This is a genomic window from Algoriphagus sp. (assembly GCF_024642405.1).
Taxonomy (GTDB): Bacteria; Bacteroidota; Bacteroidia; order Cytophagales; family Cyclobacteriaceae; genus Algoriphagus.
Genome location: NZ_JAHEBC010000046.1, coordinates 1 through 20,032 on the forward strand (window position 1 = coordinate 1; position 20,032 = coordinate 20,032).

13 protein-coding genes are annotated in these 20,032 nt (G+C 38.1%); 9 read left to right on the top strand and 4 right to left on the bottom strand.

Translation table 11 applies throughout. The features are described from left to right. From Q0L68_RS05735 to Q0L68_RS05760, 6 genes are all read left to right on the top strand, one after another. A partial coding sequence (locus Q0L68_RS05735) for an adenylate/guanylate cyclase domain-containing protein (protein WP_296700655.1) occupies window positions 1-4,145 on the top strand: 4,145 nt, incomplete at its 5' end. A gap of 61 nt (window positions 4,146-4,206) precedes the next feature. Next, entirely contained in the window at window positions 4,207-6,024 is a 1,818-nt protein-coding gene (locus tag Q0L68_RS05740; protein ID WP_296700658.1) for a hypothetical protein, read from the top strand. Next, a complete protein-coding gene (locus tag Q0L68_RS05745; RefSeq protein WP_296700661.1) occupies window positions 6,021-7,586 on the top strand; it encodes a hypothetical protein in 1,566 nt (521 codons plus the stop codon). Before Q0L68_RS05740 ends, Q0L68_RS05745 begins: the two co-directional genes overlap by 4 nt. A gap of 91 nt (window positions 7,587-7,677) precedes the next feature. After that, on the top strand, window positions 7,678-8,292 hold the full coding sequence (pnuC, locus tag Q0L68_RS05750) for a nicotinamide riboside transporter PnuC (protein WP_296700663.1): 615 nt from the start codon (window positions 7,678-7,680) through the stop codon (window positions 8,290-8,292). After that, window positions 8,282-8,818, top strand: a complete 537-nt coding sequence (locus Q0L68_RS05755) for an ATP-binding protein (protein ID WP_296700667.1) — start codon at window positions 8,282-8,284, stop codon at window positions 8,816-8,818. Before pnuC ends, Q0L68_RS05755 begins: the two co-directional genes overlap by 11 nt. Continuing rightward, entirely contained in the window at window positions 8,815-10,341 is a 1,527-nt protein-coding gene (locus Q0L68_RS05760; RefSeq protein WP_296700670.1) for an arylsulfatase, read from the top strand. Before Q0L68_RS05755 ends, Q0L68_RS05760 begins: the two co-directional genes overlap by 4 nt. A 24-nt stretch (window positions 10,342-10,365) precedes the next feature. Here Q0L68_RS05760 and Q0L68_RS05765 read toward each other — a convergent pair whose 3' ends face one another. Continuing rightward, window positions 10,366-11,454, bottom strand: coding sequence for a serine hydrolase (locus Q0L68_RS05765; protein ID WP_296700672.1), 1,089 nt, complete (start codon window positions 11,452-11,454; stop codon window positions 10,366-10,368). Between the two features lie 125 nt (window positions 11,455-11,579). After that, window positions 11,580-13,124 (bottom strand): M20/M25/M40 family metallo-hydrolase, encoded by a 1,545-nt coding sequence (locus Q0L68_RS05770; RefSeq protein WP_296700676.1) that lies wholly within the window; start codon window positions 13,122-13,124, stop codon window positions 11,580-11,582. Window positions 13,125-13,290: 166 nt separating this feature from the next. Here Q0L68_RS05770 and Q0L68_RS05775 point away from each other — a divergent pair, with 166 nt between their 5' ends. The 3 genes from Q0L68_RS05775 to Q0L68_RS05785 all read left to right on the top strand — a co-directional run bounded on the left by Q0L68_RS05775 (window position 13,291) and on the right by Q0L68_RS05785 (window position 18,569). Next, window positions 13,291-15,435: a beta-L-arabinofuranosidase domain-containing protein gene (locus tag Q0L68_RS05775; protein ID WP_296700679.1), complete on the top strand. Its 2,145-nt coding sequence runs from the start codon at window positions 13,291-13,293 to the stop codon at window positions 15,433-15,435. 35 nt (window positions 15,436-15,470) lie between these two features. Further along, complete coding sequence (locus tag Q0L68_RS05780) at window positions 15,471-17,363, top strand: glycoside hydrolase family 2 protein (protein ID WP_296700682.1); 1,893 nt, start codon at window positions 15,471-15,473, stop codon at window positions 17,361-17,363. Window positions 17,364-17,540: 177 nt separating this feature from the next. Then, window positions 17,541-18,569 (top strand): aldose epimerase family protein, encoded by a 1,029-nt coding sequence (locus Q0L68_RS05785; RefSeq protein WP_366938358.1) that lies wholly within the window; start codon window positions 17,541-17,543, stop codon window positions 18,567-18,569. 71 nt (window positions 18,570-18,640) lie between these two features. On the opposite strand, the gene Q0L68_RS05790 is transcribed toward Q0L68_RS05785, so the two are convergent. Together Q0L68_RS05790 and Q0L68_RS05795 are read right to left on the bottom strand one after the other, a co-directional pair. Beyond that, on the bottom strand, window positions 18,641-19,264 hold the full coding sequence (locus Q0L68_RS05790) for a DUF1801 domain-containing protein (RefSeq protein WP_296700687.1): 624 nt from the start codon (window positions 19,262-19,264) through the stop codon (window positions 18,641-18,643). A 9-nt stretch (window positions 19,265-19,273) separates the two neighbouring features. Beyond that, the coding region (locus Q0L68_RS05795; RefSeq protein ID WP_296700690.1) for a serine hydrolase at window positions 19,274-20,032 on the bottom strand (759 nt) is incomplete at its 5' end.

Sequence of the window (20,032 nt, forward strand, 5' to 3'; positions counted from 1 at the left end):
TGGTAAGTGGATATTCCGGGGTAGGTAAATCAAGTTTTGTTAGAGAGTTTCAAAAATATATTGATTTAGGAGGAGGGTTTTTCATTTCAGGAAAATTTGAACAATACAAAAACAACCCGCCCTTAAGTTCATTGCTATTAGCTTTAAATGATCTTGTCGATCAAATACTTATCAGGGGTAAGGAACAACAAGATTACTGGAGGAAGTCAATTTTGAAAGCAGTAGGTAACTCTGGTCAACTGATCATTGATATCATGCCTGATTTGGAATTATTGATAGGACCACAATTGGAGGTGCCGCGCCTTCCTATGAATGAGTCCAAAAATAGATTTGATCAAGTTTTTAATAGTTTTATTCGATCATTTGCTAGTGAGGATCATCCATTGTGTATTTTTTTAGATGATTTACAATGGTTGGATAGCACCACAAGAAGATGGTTAGAGACTACATTATTAGATCCAAGTTTAAAGCATTTACTTGTTATTTGTGCTTATAGAGAAAATGAGGTTTCTCCATCACATCCTATGATGTTGATGATGGACAGATTGAATTCTCAAGGGGTTACTACAACCCAATTTTCTTTGTCACCTTTAGATCAAAATTCTGTTGATGAAATCGTTGCAGACTCACTTTGTATTTCAAAAGAAGCAGGAAAAGATCTGGCGAAAATAGTCTACAGAAAAACGCTTGGTAACCCTTTTTTTATTAGACAATGCCTTCTTACGCTTTATGAAAGTGGTGTAATACAAGTATCTCAGAATACACAGAATTGGACATATAGTATTGAGAAAGCTAATCGGATCAGCATTAGTGATAACGTTATAGATCTAATGTCTGAACTCTTTTTCAGGCTTCCCGGAGAGGTACAGACTACCTTGAAATATGCATCCTGTATTGGGAACACATTTTCAATAGAGATTTTGGGGGGCTTGGTAGATATTAGCGAGGGGGAGCTGGACATGCAACTCAAATTTGCAGAAAAGCTTTGCATAATTGAAAATATCAAAACTAAAGAACGTTCGGGCGATGATGATTACGGATTCCAACATGATAAAATTCAGCAAGCTGCCTTAGGTTTACTATCTGATAATGAAAAGCGTAAGATCCGGCTTGAAATTGGCAAAAGTATCATTTCTAAAATTTCAGATATTGAGCACTCAGACTATGTTTATATAGTCACTGATCACCTTAATTTCGCCCAAGAACTCATTAGTGATGAGCAGCTCTTAAAAAAATTGGTAGAATTGAATATTTCTGCCAGCATTCGAGCAAAATATGCCAATGCCTATGAATCTGGACTAAGCTACATAAAAAATGCAATGGAATTGGTTCAGACTAAAAATCTGGATGTGTCGAGAGAAATTCTTCGGGATTTGAATTTGCAAAGGGCTGAATCCGAGTACTTAGCTGGAGATAATACGTTTGTAGTGGATTATTTTAACGAGGCTTTAAACTTTTCAGAAGATGTAATTGATAAAGCAAAAATCACGATTCGAAAAATCCAATATTATAATAATACCAGGAATTTTGAGGCAGCATACAAGGTATGTAGAGAGGTAACTTCCGAGTTAGGTGTTAACATTCCAGCAAGTTTTTCACCTCCAAGCTTGGCAATAGAGTTTGTGAAATACAAAGCAATGATGGGTAAAAGGGATGTCGAGGAGTTGATTGACCTTCCAGAAATGACCGATGAAAAGCTCAAAACCGCTATTCTTCTTATGGCAGCAGCTGGGCAATCCGCTTTTCAAATCCAGCCAGAATTATGCGTATTGGTTTGTGCTATTATGGTAAACTTATGCCTAAAACATGGAAATACAGATGGAGGTTTTATAGGTTTCCTTGGTTTTGGACCTGTTTTTCATAGTGGGATTCTTGGTTTTAGAAATACGGGGTATGAGATAGGCCAACTGACACTTGCACTAGCGGATAAATACCAGAATTATGGAGCTAGGGCAGAAATTAATTTTGTAACAGGATATTTCGCAATTCCTTGGAAAAAACCAGCCAAGGAAATGGAAGGGTATTGGTTGAATGCATACGAAGCTGGTTTAGAAGTAGGTGATTTATTTCATGCCAGTTGTGCCAGTTGTGCCATCGTGCAAAGTTATTTTATGAGAGGGGTTCAGTTCGACCTTGTTCAGGAGTCCTGCAATTCCTATTTGGATTTCCTTAAGAGGTTTCAAATAGAAGAAGGAATTCTTACAATAAGCGCTATTTCACAGTCCATAAAAAACCTTCAGGGAAAAACAGAATCAGCTGATTCATTTTCTGATGAAGGGTTTAAAGAAAATGAATATGTTGAAAAATTAGGCAACTTCAATTCAAGGCATTTTGCACATTTTTATTACATCAATAAGATGCAGTCTCTTTATTTATGGGAGGAATTTGAAAAGGCTTATGAGGTTTCACTTATCTCTGACATTTACTTGAAAGATTCTCCTGGGATGTTGCACACCGCAGAGCATTATTTTTATAAGGGATTAAATTTGGCGTCTTTGATTCCCAATGCAAGTGGAGTCAATAATCTAAAGTGGAAAAGGACTCTTTCATCAATTGTCAAAAAATTTAAAAAATATAGTCAGAATAGTCCTTCCAATTTTGAACATAAATATCGGCTCCTTTCTGCGGAATTAGCTTTAATTCATGGAGATTTAGAAAAAGCTCAATCCGAGTATTATGAAGCTTTAAATGCTTCTGAAAGGTATGAGTATTTACAAATCCAAGCACTCGTTAACAGGCGTTTGTTCGAATTGCATTTAAAAGATGGAAAAAAGAAAATCGCTGCTATTCATTTAAGTGATGCTGAATATCTCTATAACTTATTAGGAGCGAAAGGGATAGTCGATTTAATGGCCTCTAAGAGGAGTTCCAGTAACTTTTCTAGAATGGAATTTAGATTTGGACAGCGTGCGGATGAAAAAGGAGAGACACAGAATTTTTCAAATAATGATTTGGATTTGAAATCTGTCATGAAGTCTTCAGAAGCAATTTCAAAAGAGATCAAATTAAAGGACTTGCTCAAGATATTGATGAAGATAATCATCGAAAATGCTGGAGCACAGCGAATGGTATTATTGTTAAAAACTGACAACGAATTTACGGTTCAATCTGAATCCTGTACGAAAAATGATGAGCCAAATTTATTTGAAAACCTTCCTCTCAATAGTTTTGATGCCATAGCCAAAGACGTAATCCTTTATGCTTTGAAGCATAAGGAAAGCGTTATTTTGGAAAATGCAGCCCAAGACAATCGGTTTGGAAAAGATCCATATGTACTCAAAGAAAAGCTTAAATCTATAATGATTGTCCCTTTAATGAAGCAAAGCGAAGTTACGGGGATCATTTACCTTGAGAATAATTTGATTGAGGGAGCTTTTACCATTGAAAGGTTAAACCTGATAAATATCCTTTCGAGCCAAATGGCAATTTCTTTGGAGAATGCTCTTTTATATCAAAATATGGAGGATAAAATTCGACTGAGAACCAAACAGTTGAATGAGGAGAAGGAGAAATCTGAGGAATTACTTTTGAATATTTTACCCCCGGAAATAGCAAGCGAACTAAAAAATAACGGAACCTCCAAAGCAAGGCATTTTGATGATGTCAGTGTCATGTTTACCGATATTGTAAATTTTTCGGGTTTATGTGAAATCCTTACAGCGGAAGAGTTAGTAGCAGAATTAAATTATTTCTATTGCGAATTTGATCGAATCGTTGACAAATATGGCTTAGAGAAGATCAAAACTGTTGGAGATAGCTATATGTGTGCCGGAGGGTTAAATTTTACCAAAGAGTTTGACGAAGCTAATATTATACTTGCTGCTTTTGAAATCAATGAGTTCATAAAAGAACACATAAAATCCAAAATTTCTGAAGGTAAACCGGCAATCAGTATGCGGATTGGAATCCATACGGGGCCTGTCATTGCAGGAATTGTTGGGATAAAAAAGTTTGCCTATGATATCTGGGGTGATACTGTCAATGTGGCTTCAAGAATGGAAACTGCTGGTGAAGCCGGAAAAATTAATATCAGTGGTCAGACTTATCGGTTGATCAAAGAAAAATTTAATTGTACTCCACGAGGAAAAATTAAAGTCAAGAATAAAGGCTTTGTGGAAATGTATTTTGTTGATTCCAAAATTTGATCCTCTAATTTTTGGCGGATCGTTTTAGTTTATATTTTGTTCATTTTAAAGCCCGTTTATTATGAGTTATTTATCCTATCCCAGGATTAATTTTTACGGTAGGTTTTTTACAGACCCTTCAACAGTAAACAATGATCCTACCCATTATGAAGTTGCCAATACGGTGCCTTCACCCTGGCAGAATCCTAAAGGTCTCCATAAGTTTCAGCTTCAGGATTGTAGTGTAGTCTCCGCAATTGGAAAGGACGGAGAAGTGCAAGACCCAATTGTTGGACTTCCATTTGTTACAACCGATCAGCCTTCAGCTGCAAAAATTGCAGACATTGATGTTTATCAACAGGGAGTCCCTACTATTTATGGAATGGAGGTTAGCATCCCAATTTCTGATGGTGTAAGCTTGACAGGGTTGATTGACGCTGCTGTACTCAATCAATTATGGTGGGTTGCTGTTTTGGCGACAAGAAGCTGGGAAGACGCAGATTATCAGATGGATAGTTTTGGGGGGGATATGAATGCTTGCGGTGTTTATCAATCCATCATTCGCGTTCCAGTTGCTAACTGGCCAAAAGACGAGGTTTCTCCGATATTGGCAAATTTGAAAAGTAGAACTTTAGAAGAAAATGGAAATTATCTGGTTTCTATTCGATTTGTAGTGGATGGTTATAGAAATGTACCAGAGGATAAGAACTATCAAACTGGAAGAATTACTGGTTCTTTAGGGCCTGTTTTTGCAAATGAGCCATTATACAGCCCTGGAGTTAGAATGTTGACAGGAAGGGCTCAAGATAAAAGTGATCCTTGGAATTGGCCTATGTTTAATACTTGCCCTTTCACAGTTGATCAGGAGAGAAAACTGCTTATCCTAGATTTAGCAAATGGAATATGTAGAAAGACTGCAGGTGGAGCTCCTGTAGATTTAGGAAATCTGACTGCATGGATCAAACCTCAAAATGCTCCTGCCATTTCCCTTGGAAATGTAGATTATTCAGAGTTTTGTTTTAACAGTTATTCCCATATTGTTCAGGTTCCAATTACAGATGACCAAATAACTGCACTTGATTCCTCAGGTTTGAGTCTGGAAATGTCCAGAACAGATATTGGTCCCGCAGAGATATTTTCGGAAAATATTTCCCAATTAAATATTGAAGTACAAGTTAGGCCTGTAAGAATTACTGGTACACCGGGAAATATCGCTACTACTCGAGTTTATGTAAGCAAGTTTTCAAAACCGTTGGTTGGAATAAAGTTGGGAGTCGATATAGTAAGTGTACATGGAAACACACCTGGAGCAACAGTTCCACCAACAAATCCAGGGAATACTCCACAGGCATTTGGAGCTATTGAAGCATCAATAACCGAAACTGATTCTTTGGGATTTGCAACCGTTTCTATTGCTGTACTAAAAAATCCAGGTTATCGAACTCCTCAGCTCGACGGTCAACTCTATTTTATTAATCTTTATGATTCAGAAGGAATAGCTCCAGTCAGCACTAATCAAAGCGCTATGATTTCTTGTCTTGTATGGTCAGATTATAAGGTCAATGAAAATCCAACATGGCCAGAAATTCAGGAAATATTTGCGGGGTATGTAAAGTTGTTCCCGGGAATGACGGAAAAGATTAATCTGATTGATTTTAAATCCTTTGAGGTTTTTGCAAAAAATCCACCTTGGAAACACATGTACGGAGAAAATACACCCCCGTATCCCTTAGGTATTAATTCTGGGGCTATCGGATTTTTCTTGAGTAGGGATTTTAATGATACCAGGTATATGCCTGTAACCAGAGATATGTCTCCTGAAAAAACCATGACAGTTCTTCATTTTATTAAAAATCTTCAAGACGGTAATGTAACAGGACCAAACCCCCAAGAATCATGAAAAAGCCAATTTTAAATTATTTTGTTTTTATCGGAGTTGCTTGGTTTGCTTTAACATCTTGCGATGGTTCCCAGAATTCTGAATCCAGTGAAAATTCGGAAGTTTCAGAAAATTCGGTTCAAATGTTAATGCAAGAAAGAGTAGCTGATCCTAACATTCAGCCAAATGTATTGCCCTATACAATTGAGTTTGTAGAGCAGGATTTTTCCAATAAACCTGCCCTTCCTGGCCTGCAATCCTATACCAGTGCTGTCAATCAGGCCGGCGAAATTTTAGTGGTCGGTGGAAGAAGGCAGGGGTTACACACATTTATGGCAGCTCCTGCGAAGAATTTTATTCCAGACAGTGCAAATAACTTTCTTTATGTTGTGGATCCAGCGTCAGGTGACTTTTGGTCTTTTGATGTGAATGGGTTAAAAAATGAGCTTTCTGAACAATTACAATCCAATAATTTGCAGGGCTACCACGATCTTGAAACAGATGAAATGTATGTAGTTGGTGGCTATGGTTGGTTGGCTGATGGATCGGATATGAAAACCTTTGGTAGTATCATTCGATTTAAAGTGGAGGAAGTAACACAGGCGATAAAAAATGGTGCTTCAGCCACTGAGGTAGGTGCCCTTATGGAATATGGGAAGGATGATCGATTTGCTGTTACAGGTGGAGATTTAATTAAGATGGGAGGAAGATTTTACTTGGTATTTGGGCAGCGATTTGATGGCCAATATCGAGCTTTTGGAGGAACAGATTTTACTCAAGAGTACACAGAGGAAGTTAGGATATTCACTTTAAAGCAAGGGTCTTTGGATATTTTGTCCTATGGAACTTCGACCAGCCCAGACCCGGATCAACCTTTTCATCGAAGAGACGGAAATATTATTGAGGATGTGGATCCGGCTACAGGGAGTGAGCGTATTACAGCATTAGGAGGTGTTTTTCCGCCAGGAGTAATTGGAGGTTATGATTATCCTATATATATCACAGGGCCTCAAAATCCAGTCGTTAAAAAAGATGTCCACCAGAAATTTAGCCAATATGAATGTCCAATAATCTCAATTTATGATGATGAAGTGGATAATAAATCAATCTATCGTACCATGTTTGGAGGAATAGGTCTTTATTATTATTCTCAGGATACTTCCCAAAAACGAATTTATAATTTGGCAACTGCTCAAGGTAGGAATGATGGAATACCATTCGTAGCAGATATAAGCACCTTTATAGAGTCAGCTGATGGCACATATGCTGAATACATCAATTCCGAGCCAATTAAAAATAATAGACTTCTTGGTGCGAGTGTTAATTTCATCGGGAATCGGAAACTTGAAAGTCAAGGAAAAGCTACAGGAAATGGGATCTTAAAGTTAAGTGGACTTGCAGATGGTGAAAAAGTTCTTGCAGGATACATTCTTGGAGGGATCGAAGCGGCTGCACCATTACCAGAGATTCCAAATAAAGGGACTTGGGCCAGTAATTCTATCTTTGCAGTTTATGTCACCAAAACTCCATCAGGAGCTATCCCTTCAAGTTTTGGAATAAAAGCTGACCCAAATACGCAATAAAGGAATTGGAATTAGCATAGATATTAAAGCGAGATTTAATCTCGCTTTTTTTAATCGAGGCTATTTCGGTTTAATTTCTTTAATTCAAGCCATGGATATTCAATGGCTTCTGGATGGTTTTGCTGAAGGGCTAAAGCAAATGACTCTGCTTGAGGGCGTTGCTGTCATCTTTGGAATAGCATCAGTTTTTTATTCGATGAAGGAAAATATCTGGGTTTATCCAACCGGAATTATTTCAACCTTGATATACGTCTGGATCTGTTTTCAGTATAAACTGTATGCGGATATGGGGATAAATGCCTACTATTTCAGTATGTCGATCTATGGTTGGTATGTTTGGACTCATCCAAAGGAGGGGGAAAAAGTCCTTCCTGTTACTTGGTTGAAGCCCTCAGGTTGGATTTTTTCCATAGGTATATTCTTGATCTCGTATTTAATTTTATATTTAGTTTTGTCTCAATTTACCGACAGTGATGTGCCCTATTGGGACTCATTTACAACTGCATCTGCTTTTGTAGGCATGTGGTTGATGGCCAAGAAAAAAGTGGAAAACTGGATTTTTTGGATCATCACAGATTTGGTTTCTGTTCCATTATACTTTTATAAAGGTTTGATCTTAACTTCTTTCCAATTTTTGTTTTTTACAGTTCTGGCTACGCTTGGACTTATAGCTTGGATTAAATCAGAAAGGAACTATGCAGCCTGAAAGGATTTTGATATTAGGGCCTGAGTCAACGGGGAAAAGTACCCTTTCTCAAGACTTATCCACATATTTTGGAGAACCTTGGGTTCGTGAATATGCCAGAGAATATTTAGAAAAACTTGGTAGAGAATACGTTTATGATGATTTACTTCAAATTGGAAAAGGTCAGATTGAATTAGAAGATAAGTTTGCAAAAGATTCAGATAAATATCTTTTTTGTGATACTGATTTAAGAGTTATCCACATTTGGTCTGAACATAGATTTGGCAAAACTGACCCCTGGGTGATAGATCAGATTCAAAAAAGAAAGTACAGTCTGATTTTGTTGACGGCTACAGATTTACCTTGGGAGCCTGACCCCCAAAGGGAATATCCAGAATTGGAAATGAGAGAGTATTTCTTTAATAAATACTTAGAGCTTGCCAAAGAAAGTGGATTCCCTTTTGAAATTGTTAGAGGGATTAAAGAGCACAGGCTAAACCTAGCCAAAGAATATATTAACAAACATATTAAAAAACCTGCCCTATGAATCGGACAATTTTATCTCTTTTAACCCTTATTTTTCTTTATTCCTGCACTGGGAAAGTGGAAAAGCCTACAAAACCAAATATCGTTTACATCTTGGCAGATGATTTAGGTTTTGGAGAGGTAGGATACCAAGGACAGGAAAAGATTCACACGCCTAATATTGATGCTTTGGCTTCTTCTGGTATGGTCTTCACGAATCATTATACCGGAGCGCCTGTCTGTGCGCCAGCTCGATGTATCCTTTTAACAGGTAAACACGGAGGGCATGCTTATATCAGGGGAAATGATGAATGGAGGGAAAGAGGAGAGGTTTGGGATTATGCCAAAGCTGCTGCCGATCCGAGATTGGAAGGACAAAGACCTTTACCTACTGGAACAATTACCCTAGCTTCTATTCTACAAAAGGAAGGCTACAAAACTGGAATCGTAGGAAAATGGGGTTTAGGAGCTCCGACAACGGAAAGCATTCCTACAAAAATGGGCTTTGATTATTTTTATGGATACAATTGCCAAAGACAAGCTCATAACCTTTATCCTCCTCACATGTGGGAGAATGAAAACAAAATTGCTCTGAATAATCCAATAGTTGTTCCAAGTACAAAACTGGATTCCTTGGCTGATCCAAATGATCCTGTCAGCTATTCAAAATATCAACAACAGGATTATGCCCCGACTTTGATGCATGAAAAGGTTTTGTCATTTCTTGAGGAAAATAAAGATGAACCCTTCTTTCTTTATTATGCTTCCCCATTGCCTCACGTACCACTTCAAGCACCAATTGAGAATGTGGATAAGTATGAATCAGAGTTTGGAGATGAGGCACCTTATGATGGTTCACAGGGTTATTTTCCAAACCGTTATCCACACGCTACCTATGCCGCAATGATTACTCTTTTGGATCAGCAAATAGGAGAGGTTAGAGATAAATTGAAAGAGTTGGGTCTGGAAGAAAATACGATCATTGTAGTGACCAGTGATAATGGGCCAACCTATACCGGAGGCGTGGATTTTGATTATTTCGAAAGTTCTAAACCTTTTACCAATGGATATGGAAGAACAAAAGGTTTCGTTTATGAAGGTGGAATTCGCATACCTATGTTGGTAAGTTGGCCAGGGAAAGTTGAAGCTGGATCAAAAACAGATCATATTTCTGCCTTTTATGATGTAATGCCTACCATTTGTGATTTATTAGGAATTCAGCCGCCTGCAGATACAGATGGGAAAAGTTTCTTGCCAACACTTTTAGGGAAAAAGCAAGAAGCCCATGAATACTTATTTTGGGAATATCCTGAATATGGGGGCCAGCAGGCGGTCCGTATGGGTAAGTGGAAAGCGATTCGCCAAAATATTATTAAGGATGGTAATCTGGAAATAGAATTGTATGATTTATCCATAGATCCCATAGAGCAAAATAATGTTGCAGATTCAAATCCTGAAATCATTCAGAAAATGGAGGAAATCATGAAGAAAGAACACAGGACTGCTGAACTAGATCGCTTTAAAATGGCTGCATTGGGCGATTAAGCAAATTGTGTAAAATCTAGTTGCTTACCATTTACCTAAGGAAAGCGTAGCGGCTTCAACCAGACGCATCATATCCGGATGATAATTATTATTTAGGATAATAATGGTTTTATTTTCCTCTATAAATCGAACGATAATGGTCTTGTATCCTGGGTTATCTCCGGTATGCATGACCATTTTTCCTAATGGACTTTTTGGCTCTAATACCCAACCAAAACCATAATAGCTTCGTGTTCCATCGTTCAGTTTAAAGGGAGTGTAAGCGAGCTCCATGGTTTCTTTCGAAACAAGTAGTTTAGTTCCATAAAGAGCTTGATCCCAAAGTAAAAGATCTTCTGCTGTACTGCTGACTCTTCCTGGTCCTTTTCTATTTCCTAACCAAACGGTATAATCGGAAGATTGGAATTTATTGGCATTGACGTAGTTTCCATTTTCATTTTTTACATGGCCTGCAGCAAAGTTCTTAACTTTCGCTTTTGCTTCTGGAGATCGGATATCAGTGCTCTTCATTCCTAGAGGTTTAAAAATCCATTCTCTCATCATCTCAACAAAATCCTTTCCTGTCGCCTTCTCTACGATACTTGCCAAAAAAACATAACCTGTGTTGCTGTACTGATATTTTTCACCGGGTTCAAAAATCATTGGTGGTTGATATTTGTTGAGGTACTCTAAGATTTCTGGATTTCCGGCAACTTTGCTCTTATCCCAATGTTCATCCATGACAGCCTGATAATCCGGCAATCCACTGGTATGTGTTAAAAGCTGATTAATAGTTATGCCTTTATAAGGTACATCTAGATATTTATCTATCATGTCATTGTAATTCAACAATCCTTTTTCCTGACACATCATGATCATCATAGCAGTAAATTGCTTGGAGACTGAGGCCATTTCGAAAATATCCTTAGGCTTTAATGCTACATGTTCCTCGAAGGAGCGCATTCCGATTGCTTCTTCATACAAGATTTTTCCATCTTGAGCAACTAAGATTACTCCCGAAAAGCCCTCACTTCTAGCTTTTTCAACTGCATCGACGAGGATTTTTTCCTGAGCAAAAGATTTTGGGGAAATGATTAAAAGTATAAAAAAGAAAGCAAGTAAAAATTTTCTCATAGGTCGAAATTTAGGGTTTAGAAATTTACAAAACCTTTTCTTTATGAGCTAGTGTGCATTATTTAAAAAGTGAAATAAAAAAGCCACAGTTTCCTGTGGCTCTGAAATTTTAAGATAGGTTAAGTTTAGTTATCTAATCCACCTTTTCTTGTTGGAGATCTCATGGCTGGCCATTCAGTTGGCTCACCGTTCCTACCAATTGGAATTCTCACTTCTCTAGAAACCATATTTTCTTCTTCACTTGCCATATAAACCATGATAGCCGCCATAATTACATTGCTTTGAACATCATCAAAAACAATTTTATCATACGTATCCAGATTTGTATGCCATGTATAATTGAAATATGACCAGTTTAAAGAGCTTAAAGAGAAAGCTGGAACTCCTGCTGCAACAAAGGATGCATAATCAGAACCTCCTCCGCCAGGATTTCCCGGGAAGGTGGTTTCGATGTCTCTTGTGATTTCTCTAGGCACCTTAGACATCCATCTTCCAAGGTATTCATAGCTATCAACAAACCCCTGTCCAGACACATTTGCCACTCGACCTGTTCCGTTATCTTGATTAAACAAAGCTTGAATTTTTGCCATCATCTCTGGATGATCTTCAACAAAAGCCCTTGATCCGTTCAACCCTTGTTCTTCAGATCCCCAATGACCGACCAAGATTGTTCTTTTTGGATTTGGGTACATCTTTTTCAAAACTCTCATCACTTCCATCATCATGATGGTGCCAGTACCATTGTCAGTTGCGCCAGTTCCACCATCCCAAGAATCAAAGTGAGCTGAAAGCATCACGTATTCGTCAGGTTTCTCCGTTCCTTTTATTTCTGCGATCGTGTTAAAAGTAGGAACTACTCCTAAATCTTTTGATTGAGCATTCAGGTTGATTTGTGGCTTTTCTCCGCCCTCTGCCAACCTGAATAAAAGTCCATAATCTTCTAAAGAAAGGTCGATAGTCGGAACTTTGCTGGTATATGCTGAGAAAATTTTGTTTGCCCCGAAACCTTGAGACCAATAAGAAGTGATAATTCCCAAAGCACCCGCATCTTCTAATGCTGTTGGAAGTTCTCTTCTTCCTTTTCCGGTTTTTTGAAGACGTGCATTCCAAGCTCTGTTGGATTCAGTTCTCTCCTCTTTCATTTTTTCGAAAGATTCTTCTGTAGCAAACTCTTCCCAATTGTAATCTGGTCTACCTGTGATTTGTGGAGCAGAGATCATTACATACTTTCCTTTTACTGAAGGTAACCAAGCGTTGAATGCCGCCTCATCTGCCAAATCAGGAATAACCACTACTTCACCTGTTGCTCCACCAGTTGGAGAAGTTGGACTCCATGCCAATTGCTGACCTGCCAATGATTTTGTCCAAGGTGCAATCATATCGATATGGGTAATTCCTCTTTCCCATCCTCTCCATTCGCCCCATTGTTCATTTCTGGCTTCAATTCCCCAGCCTTCATATTTGGCTACTGCCCAATCATGTGCCTTTTTCATTTGAGGCGTACCGACCAATCTTGGTCCGATTCCATCCATCAGCTCATGAGCAATTTGTTTCAACTGAGAATTCTCAGTCTCTTCCTTTATGATCTTTTCTATGACTTCATCTTGAGCCTGCACCTTTGCGCCCAAGATCAACATCAAACCAAGACCTAGTAAGTATCTCTTTTTCATATTTCGTGTATTTAATCCCTAAAATTATACTTTGAACAATGCATTTCCGAACCGCTGGTGGATTTGTGAATAATTCAGAGATTAACTTATCCTTGATGAGATTTCAATGTAAATTAGAAGCTCCTCAAACTTAGAAAACGCATTTTCCAAGATATTTTGATTCAACATGTTTAGAAAATCAATTAAGTCTATCAGTTCTATAATTTTTGTTTCTGCCCTATTTTCCTGCCAAGGTGGAAATTTTGATAAGGAAGTAACTTTTGTCGAAAGGATAGATACTCTTTCTACAAATCAATTTTATGTAAGTAATCGGGCGCCTCTGGCTCCAAGTGCTCTTATTAAATTACCTGTTGGAGCTGTGAAGCCAGAAGGTTTTTTAAAAGAATTTCTTTTTCGGCAAAGGGATGGACTGACTGGAAATCTAGGACAGATTTCTGCATGGCTTCAGAAATCGGATAATGCATGGCTTTCACCTGATGGAGAAGGGAAATGGGGTTGGGAAGAAGTACCCTATTGGTTAAAAGGATATGCTAATATTGGATACATTCTACAAGATCAGAAAATGATCGATGAAGCCAGGGTTTGGCTTGAAGGGACACTGAATAGCCAACGGGCAAATGGAAATTTTGGGCCTAAGCATTTTGATGGAGAAAATCAGGATTTCTGGGCTAATATGATCATGCTGTATTGTTTGCAATCCTACTACGAGTATTCAGAAGACCCAAGAGTACTCACATTAATGACTGATTATTTTAAATATGAGTTATCGGTTCCTGATGAGAATTTCCTGGAAGGTTACTGGCAAAAACTCAGGGGTGGCGATAACTTACATTCTGTTTTTTGGCTTTACAATCGCACTGGAGATGAATTTCTGTTAGAGTTGGCAGAAAAGATCCACAAGAATACTGCAAACTGGACTGGGAGAAATTTACCGCTGGAGGATATCAAAAACTATTATGAAATTCGAGATGGTGGAGAAGTTCCTGATTGGTATAGAGATCAGGTAGATTGGCATAATGTTAATCATGCTCAGGCATTTAGAGAGCCCGCTCAATATTATCTACTTTCTAAAAATAAAGCCGATTTAGAAGCTTCCTATGAAAATTTCGACATTATAAGAGAACATTTTGGACAAGTACCTGGAGGAATGTTTGGCAGCGATGAAGACGCAAGACCAGGATATGCTGATCCTAGGCAAGGGGTAGAAACCTGCGGAATGGTGGAGCAAATGAATTCCGATGAACACATGCTTCGAATTACCGGAGATCCATTTTGGGCAGATCATGCAGAAGAGGTTGCTTTTAATACTTATCCTGCTGCCGTAATGCCTGATTTCAAAGCTCTACATTATATCACTTCACCAAATATGGCATTGCTTGATGCGGAAAACCATTTTCCAGGAATAGGTAACAAAGGGCCATTTTTGATGATGAATCCTTTTAGTTCCAGATGCTGCCAGCATAATCATTCTCAAGGCTGGCCTTATTTTATAGAAAACCTTTGGATGGCAACTCCAGACAATGGAGTTGTTGCAGCAATGTATGGAGAAAGTAAAGTAGAGGTGAAAGTGGGCGATGGAACCCAAGTATCCATTGAGGAAACAACGCATTATCCATTTGAGGAAGAAATCAATTTTATTTTGTCTACTCCAAAAGCTGTGGAGTTTCCTTTATACCTCAGAATTCCTGCTTGGGCTTCAGGAGCAAGTATTAGTATCAATGGAGAATTGGTGAAATCTGATCTATCAGGAATTGGATTTGCCAAAATAAAGAGGACTTGGTCAAATGGAGATCAGGTTTCTTTAACTCTTCCTATGGAAATAGAGATCAAAAGATGGGAAAAAAATAGCAATAGTCTTAGTGTGAATAGGGGTCCTTTGACTTATTCTTTGAAAATAAGAGAAAAGTATTTGAGAAGGGACAGTGATGAGACAGCGATTGGGGACTCTAAATGGCAAGAAGGCGTTAATACCAAACAATGGCCATCTTGGGAAATTCGTCCTGTAACAGATTGGAATTATAGCATCATCGTTGATGAAAATGATCCCGCATCTTCTTTTGAAGTGATGAAAGGGAAATGGCCAAAATCCAATTTTCCATTTACCTTAGAGGAGGTTCCGATCAAAATGGTAGCAAAAGCCAAACAAATCCCAGAATGGACATTTGATGAATATGGATTAGTAGGAGAATTAAAAGACCTTCCTAAAACCTCAGATCAGCCAATAGTTGATGTCACCTTAATTCCGATGGGAGCAGCAAGGTTGAGAATTACAGCTTTTCCTGAATTAGTAAATAACTCCGAATCAAAATGAGTAAATTTTAAACCCAATACTTTTCAAACACGAAAATGAAAAACAATACCAGCCATATGAATAAACCCAATAGAATAAAAAAATCCATTGTTATTGCTGCAAGTCTTCTTTTTACGCAACTTATCTTCCCCGTTCAAGCTCAGGATTGGGCACCAGTAGGAGGGAAAATTATGACTGATTGGGCAGCTCAGGTGACGCCTGAAAATGTTCATCAGGAATATCCTAGACCGCAGATGACCCGCGAGAATTGGATGAATTTGAATGGACTTTGGGATTATAAAATTCAGCCGAAAGGGACAGCCCTTCCCAGTAGTTTTGATGGAGAGATTTTGGTTCCATTCGCTGTGGAATCTGCAATGTCTGGTGTGAGCAAAGATGTTGGGAAAGACAATGAATTATGGTACAACACAACTTTTTTAACTCCGAAAAAGGGAAGTAAGGATAAAGTCTTACTTCATTTTGTGGCTTCGGATTGGGAAACTGAAGTATTTGTCAATGGGCAATCTGTAGGTGTTCATAAAGGTGGATATGATCCATTTGAATTTGATATTACAGATCATCTAAAGTCAGGCAAAAGCCAGTCACTTCAGGTAAGAATTTGGGATCCAAGTGATGATGGTCCTCAGCCTAGAGGAAAGCAAGTCAATAATCCAGGTGGGATTTGGTATACACCTGTCACCGGTATTTGGCAGACAGTTTGGTTAGAAACAGTTCCATCCAGTTATATCTCGGGTATCAGAAATGCTTCCGATGTCCAAAGCAAACAAATTTGGGTAAGCCCTGAAGTATCTGGAGTTCTGGAAGGTCAGCAAGTAAAAGTTTCAGCGTGGAAAGATGGAATAATGTTGGCCGAGCAAACTATCGCAACTAATGAAACTGCAAAGTTGACTATTGCCAATGCAGAGCTTTGGGAACCCGGAAATCCCGTTTTATATGATTTGAAAGTAGAGCTAATTAATGGCAAAAAGGTCATAGATCAAGTAGGAAGCTATGCCGCGATTCGAGAGATCTCGATGGGGGCTGATGCCAATGGAATTCAGAGAATGAAGTTAAACGGTAAAATCTTGTTTCAATATGGTCCTTTGGATCAAGGCTGGTGGCCAGACGGATTGTACACCGCACCTTCCGACGAAGCAATGGTTTTTGATATTGCAAAAACTCAGGAAATGGGTTTTAATATGATCAGGAAACATGTAAAAGTTGAACCGGCTAGGTGGTATTATGCTTGTGACAAAATGGGTATGTTGGTTTGGCAGGATATGCCAAGTGGTGATATGGGAAATGGCTGGGAAATGAAGCTTGCCGTTTTGGGAAGTGGGACTGATCGGGATAGAACTCCAGAATCCGAAGCGATTTATAAAGAAGAATGGAAAGAGATTATGGATGATTTCTATAATTTTCCTTCCATTGTTGTATGGGTTCCTTTCAATGAAGCTTGGGGTCAATTTAAAACCAAGGAAATCACAGAGTGGACTGAAAATCATGATCCTTCCAGATTAGTAAACTCGGCAAGTGGAGGAAATTTCGAAATGGAAGGAACCAAAATCGTAGGAGATATTATTGACTTGCATAATTATCCAGATGCAAAAATGCCGGCACCTGGAATCTATGGAAAAGAAAATATACTTGTTTTAGGAGAGTTTGGAGGCCTAGGGCTTCCGGTAGATGGACATGTTTGGCAACAAAAAGACAATTGGGGCTATCAGAGTTTTAAGAATGAACAAGAGCTCATGGCAAAATACTCTCAGCTAATGAGAAGAATGGAAGAATTGATTGCTGCTGGTCTTTCAGCCGCAATTTACACCCAGACTACCGATGTGGAAGTAGAAACCAATGGCTTGATGACCTATGATCGCAAAATCATAAAAATGAAGGCTGCTGAGTTAAAATCTCTTCATGATCGATTGTATCAAGTTCCGGTAAAATAAAATCAGGTAAATTGAAGTCTATAGAGTAGTAGGACTTTAATTTACTTTATGGAGTTTTTTATTTTTGATAGCTGCACAAATACGATGAAAAATTTATTTCAAATACTGGGCATTGTCTGTATGGTACTTTTGTTTTCATGCAGTCAAAAAAAGCAAACCAAAATATCTGAAGAAACTATGATTCAAGAAGCTAATCCTTATCAGATTTTGACCATGTCAAATAGTAAAGGAATCGAAATGACGGTGACTAATTTAGGAGCAAGGGTAATGACATTTCTAGTTCCTGATAAAAACGGTAAAAAATTAGATATAGTATTAGGATTCGATACTCCAAAGGAATATCTGACTTCACCTGAGCCTTTTTTTGGTACTGCAGTGGGCAGATACGGAAATAGAATTGCAAAAGGAAAATTTGAATTGGATGGTCAAACTTATTCTCTAGCGCTGAATAATGGCCCCAATTCTCTGCATGGAGGCCCTGGAGGTTTTCATAATGTGATTTGGTTTGTGGAGGAAGCAGATAATTCTCATATAGTATTCACACATTTTTCTGAGGATGGTGAAGAAGGTTTTCCTGGGAATCTAAACGTGAAAATGACCTATTATCTGACAGAGGATAATGAGTTTAAAATCACCTATGAAGCTGAAACTGATAAAGCGACTCCTATCAATTTGACACACCATTCATTTTTCAATCTTAATGGTGCTGGTAATGGAGACATTTTAGGTCATGAATTACAATTAATAGCCAATGAATATACTCCTGTTGATAGTACTTTGATTCCACTAGGTAGCAATGAAGCTGTAGCGGGAACTCCATTTGATTTTACTAAAGCCAAAACGATAGGAAGGGATATTAATCAAGAAAATCAGCAGATAAAGTTTGGAGGAGGCTTTGATCACAATTGGGTGTTGGATAAAAAGGAGGAAGGCAGATTGGAATTGGCAGCGACAGCTTTTTGCCCGGAATCAGGGATAGAAATGGAAGTGTTTACCACTGAGCCTGGGATTCAATTTTATGCTGGGAATTTTCTCGATGGAAAAGCAAAAGGCAAAAATGGTGTGGCTTATGAATATCGATCTGCGTTTTGCTTAGAAACTCAGCATTTTCCTGATTCTCCAAATCAACCTAACTTCCCCTCAACCATATTAAGACCTGGGGAAAAATACGAGCAGACTTGTATCTATAAATTTGGGATAAAGTAAATGATTTGATTCCTTTTTTTATAAGGCTTGATAAATGATAAAAGGAGCGATGTTTTTAGAAATCGCTCCTTTTATCTTTCATTCCAACCTTTCCCTTCAAATATCTTTGCTGCAGATTTTTCTATTCTCGAAACACGGGTGGTAGTCTGCTTTGCTTGGGAAAAGTAAATATTGTAGCCTCTTTGTCGTCCGGGAGTTAAGGCCTCAAAAGCTGATTTAAAGCCTGGATCATCCTCTAATTTCTGTTGAAGTTCTATTACAAAATCCACTTTGGTATTTTTCTTCACTTCAGCTTTTAAACCAGCTTTTTCGATTTCAATAGCTTCTTTGAAATAAGATTCCAATACTTTTTCTAGTTTCACAATTTCTTCAACATTCATAAAACGGACAACGCGTGAAACCTGCGTGTTTTCTCCTGGCTTGGATAGAATTTTATGTGGGTCTTTTAAAAGAGCTCCATTAAAAAAGTTTATCGTGCAATAATTTTTAAAAGCACTTAAGAGAATAATATTTGTTCCGTTAAAAGTGTAGCAAGGCATTCCCCACTTTGATTCTTCAACAAGTTCACTTTGCCTTAACAACTTTCTTAATTGATAAAGCTCTTCGGTCCATGAATGAACTTTGCACTGGGGAGTTCCGCCAAGAGAACATCGTCCGCAACCGTCAATGAAGTAATTATCTACACTTGTGTTCATTTTTCTATTCTACGAATTTCGGTCGGTTTCTATCATGTATTCATAAATAGTCTTAGATATTTCGGCCAGTTTCATGGTTCCCAAATCAAAGTCTTCTAGGTTTTTAGAAAGTAAAACTAATACATAGGAGCGTCCATCGGGTAAGTAAATAATTCCTGCATCATGATGAACACCTGTGATAGACCCAGTTTTATGCGCAACAGTAACTTCTTTTGGTAGATTGTGAGGAATTATTTCGTTGAATTGCTGATCTTTCATTATTGAGATCATTTCCTCACAATTCTCTTTTGAACCGGCAGTATTTTGGGCAATGGCTTTCATGATCATCATGAGGTCTTTGGCAGTCGTCGAATTACTCAATCCCAAATCAAAGGCTTTTTGGTCCTCCACACCTCTTAAAACTTCGATTTTATCGGCCCCTAAAGTTCGCATTGTAGCGGTAACTTTCTTAGCATCCACTAATTCAATAAGGACATTTGTGGCCAAATTACTGCTTACTGTGATCATGCTATTAATCAGATCTTTAATAGCTACAATAGTCCCGATTTTACTATAGATGATATCATCGCTATCATCCCCAATATCCATGCTGTAAGGACTTCCATCTACAATACTTTTGAATTCATTCTTCAGAAGAATAGAATCATTGAGGTTCAATAATCCCTCACTTTCCTGCTTGTAAAGCTCGATCATCACTGGTACTTTCATTGTACTTGCAGCATGAAATTCCTCTTCTGAATTTATCAACAAGCTGTCATTTGGATCATC

Excerpts from the sequence above, each read along its gene's own strand:
- Q0L68_RS05740 (WP_296700658.1), top strand. The coding sequence starts at position 4,207 with ATGAGTTATTTATCCTATCCCAGGATTAATTTTTACGGTAGGTTTTTT.
- Q0L68_RS05745 (WP_296700661.1), top strand. The coding sequence starts at position 6,021 with ATGAAAAAGCCAATTTTAAATTATTTTGTTTTTATCGGAGTTGCTTGG.
- pnuC (WP_296700663.1), top strand. The coding sequence starts at position 7,678 with ATGGATATTCAATGGCTTCTGGATGGTTTTGCTGAAGGGCTAAAGCAA.
- Q0L68_RS05755 (WP_296700667.1), top strand. The coding sequence starts at position 8,282 with ATGCAGCCTGAAAGGATTTTGATATTAGGGCCTGAGTCAACGGGGAAA.
- Q0L68_RS05760 (WP_296700670.1), top strand. The coding sequence starts at position 8,815 with ATGAATCGGACAATTTTATCTCTTTTAACCCTTATTTTTCTTTATTCC.
- Q0L68_RS05765 (WP_296700672.1), bottom strand. The coding sequence starts at position 11,454 with ATGAGAAAATTTTTACTTGCTTTCTTTTTTATACTTTTAATCATTTCC.
- Q0L68_RS05770 (WP_296700676.1), bottom strand. The coding sequence starts at position 13,124 with ATGAAAAAGAGATACTTACTAGGTCTTGGTTTGATGTTGATCTTGGGC.
- Q0L68_RS05775 (WP_296700679.1), top strand. The coding sequence starts at position 13,291 with ATGTTTAGAAAATCAATTAAGTCTATCAGTTCTATAATTTTTGTTTCT.
- Q0L68_RS05780 (WP_296700682.1), top strand. The coding sequence starts at position 15,471 with ATGAAAAACAATACCAGCCATATGAATAAACCCAATAGAATAAAAAAA.
- Q0L68_RS05785 (WP_366938358.1), top strand. The coding sequence starts at position 17,541 with ATGATTCAAGAAGCTAATCCTTATCAGATTTTGACCATGTCAAATAGT.
- Q0L68_RS05790 (WP_296700687.1), bottom strand. The coding sequence starts at position 19,264 with ATGAACACAAGTGTAGATAATTACTTCATTGACGGTTGCGGACGATGT.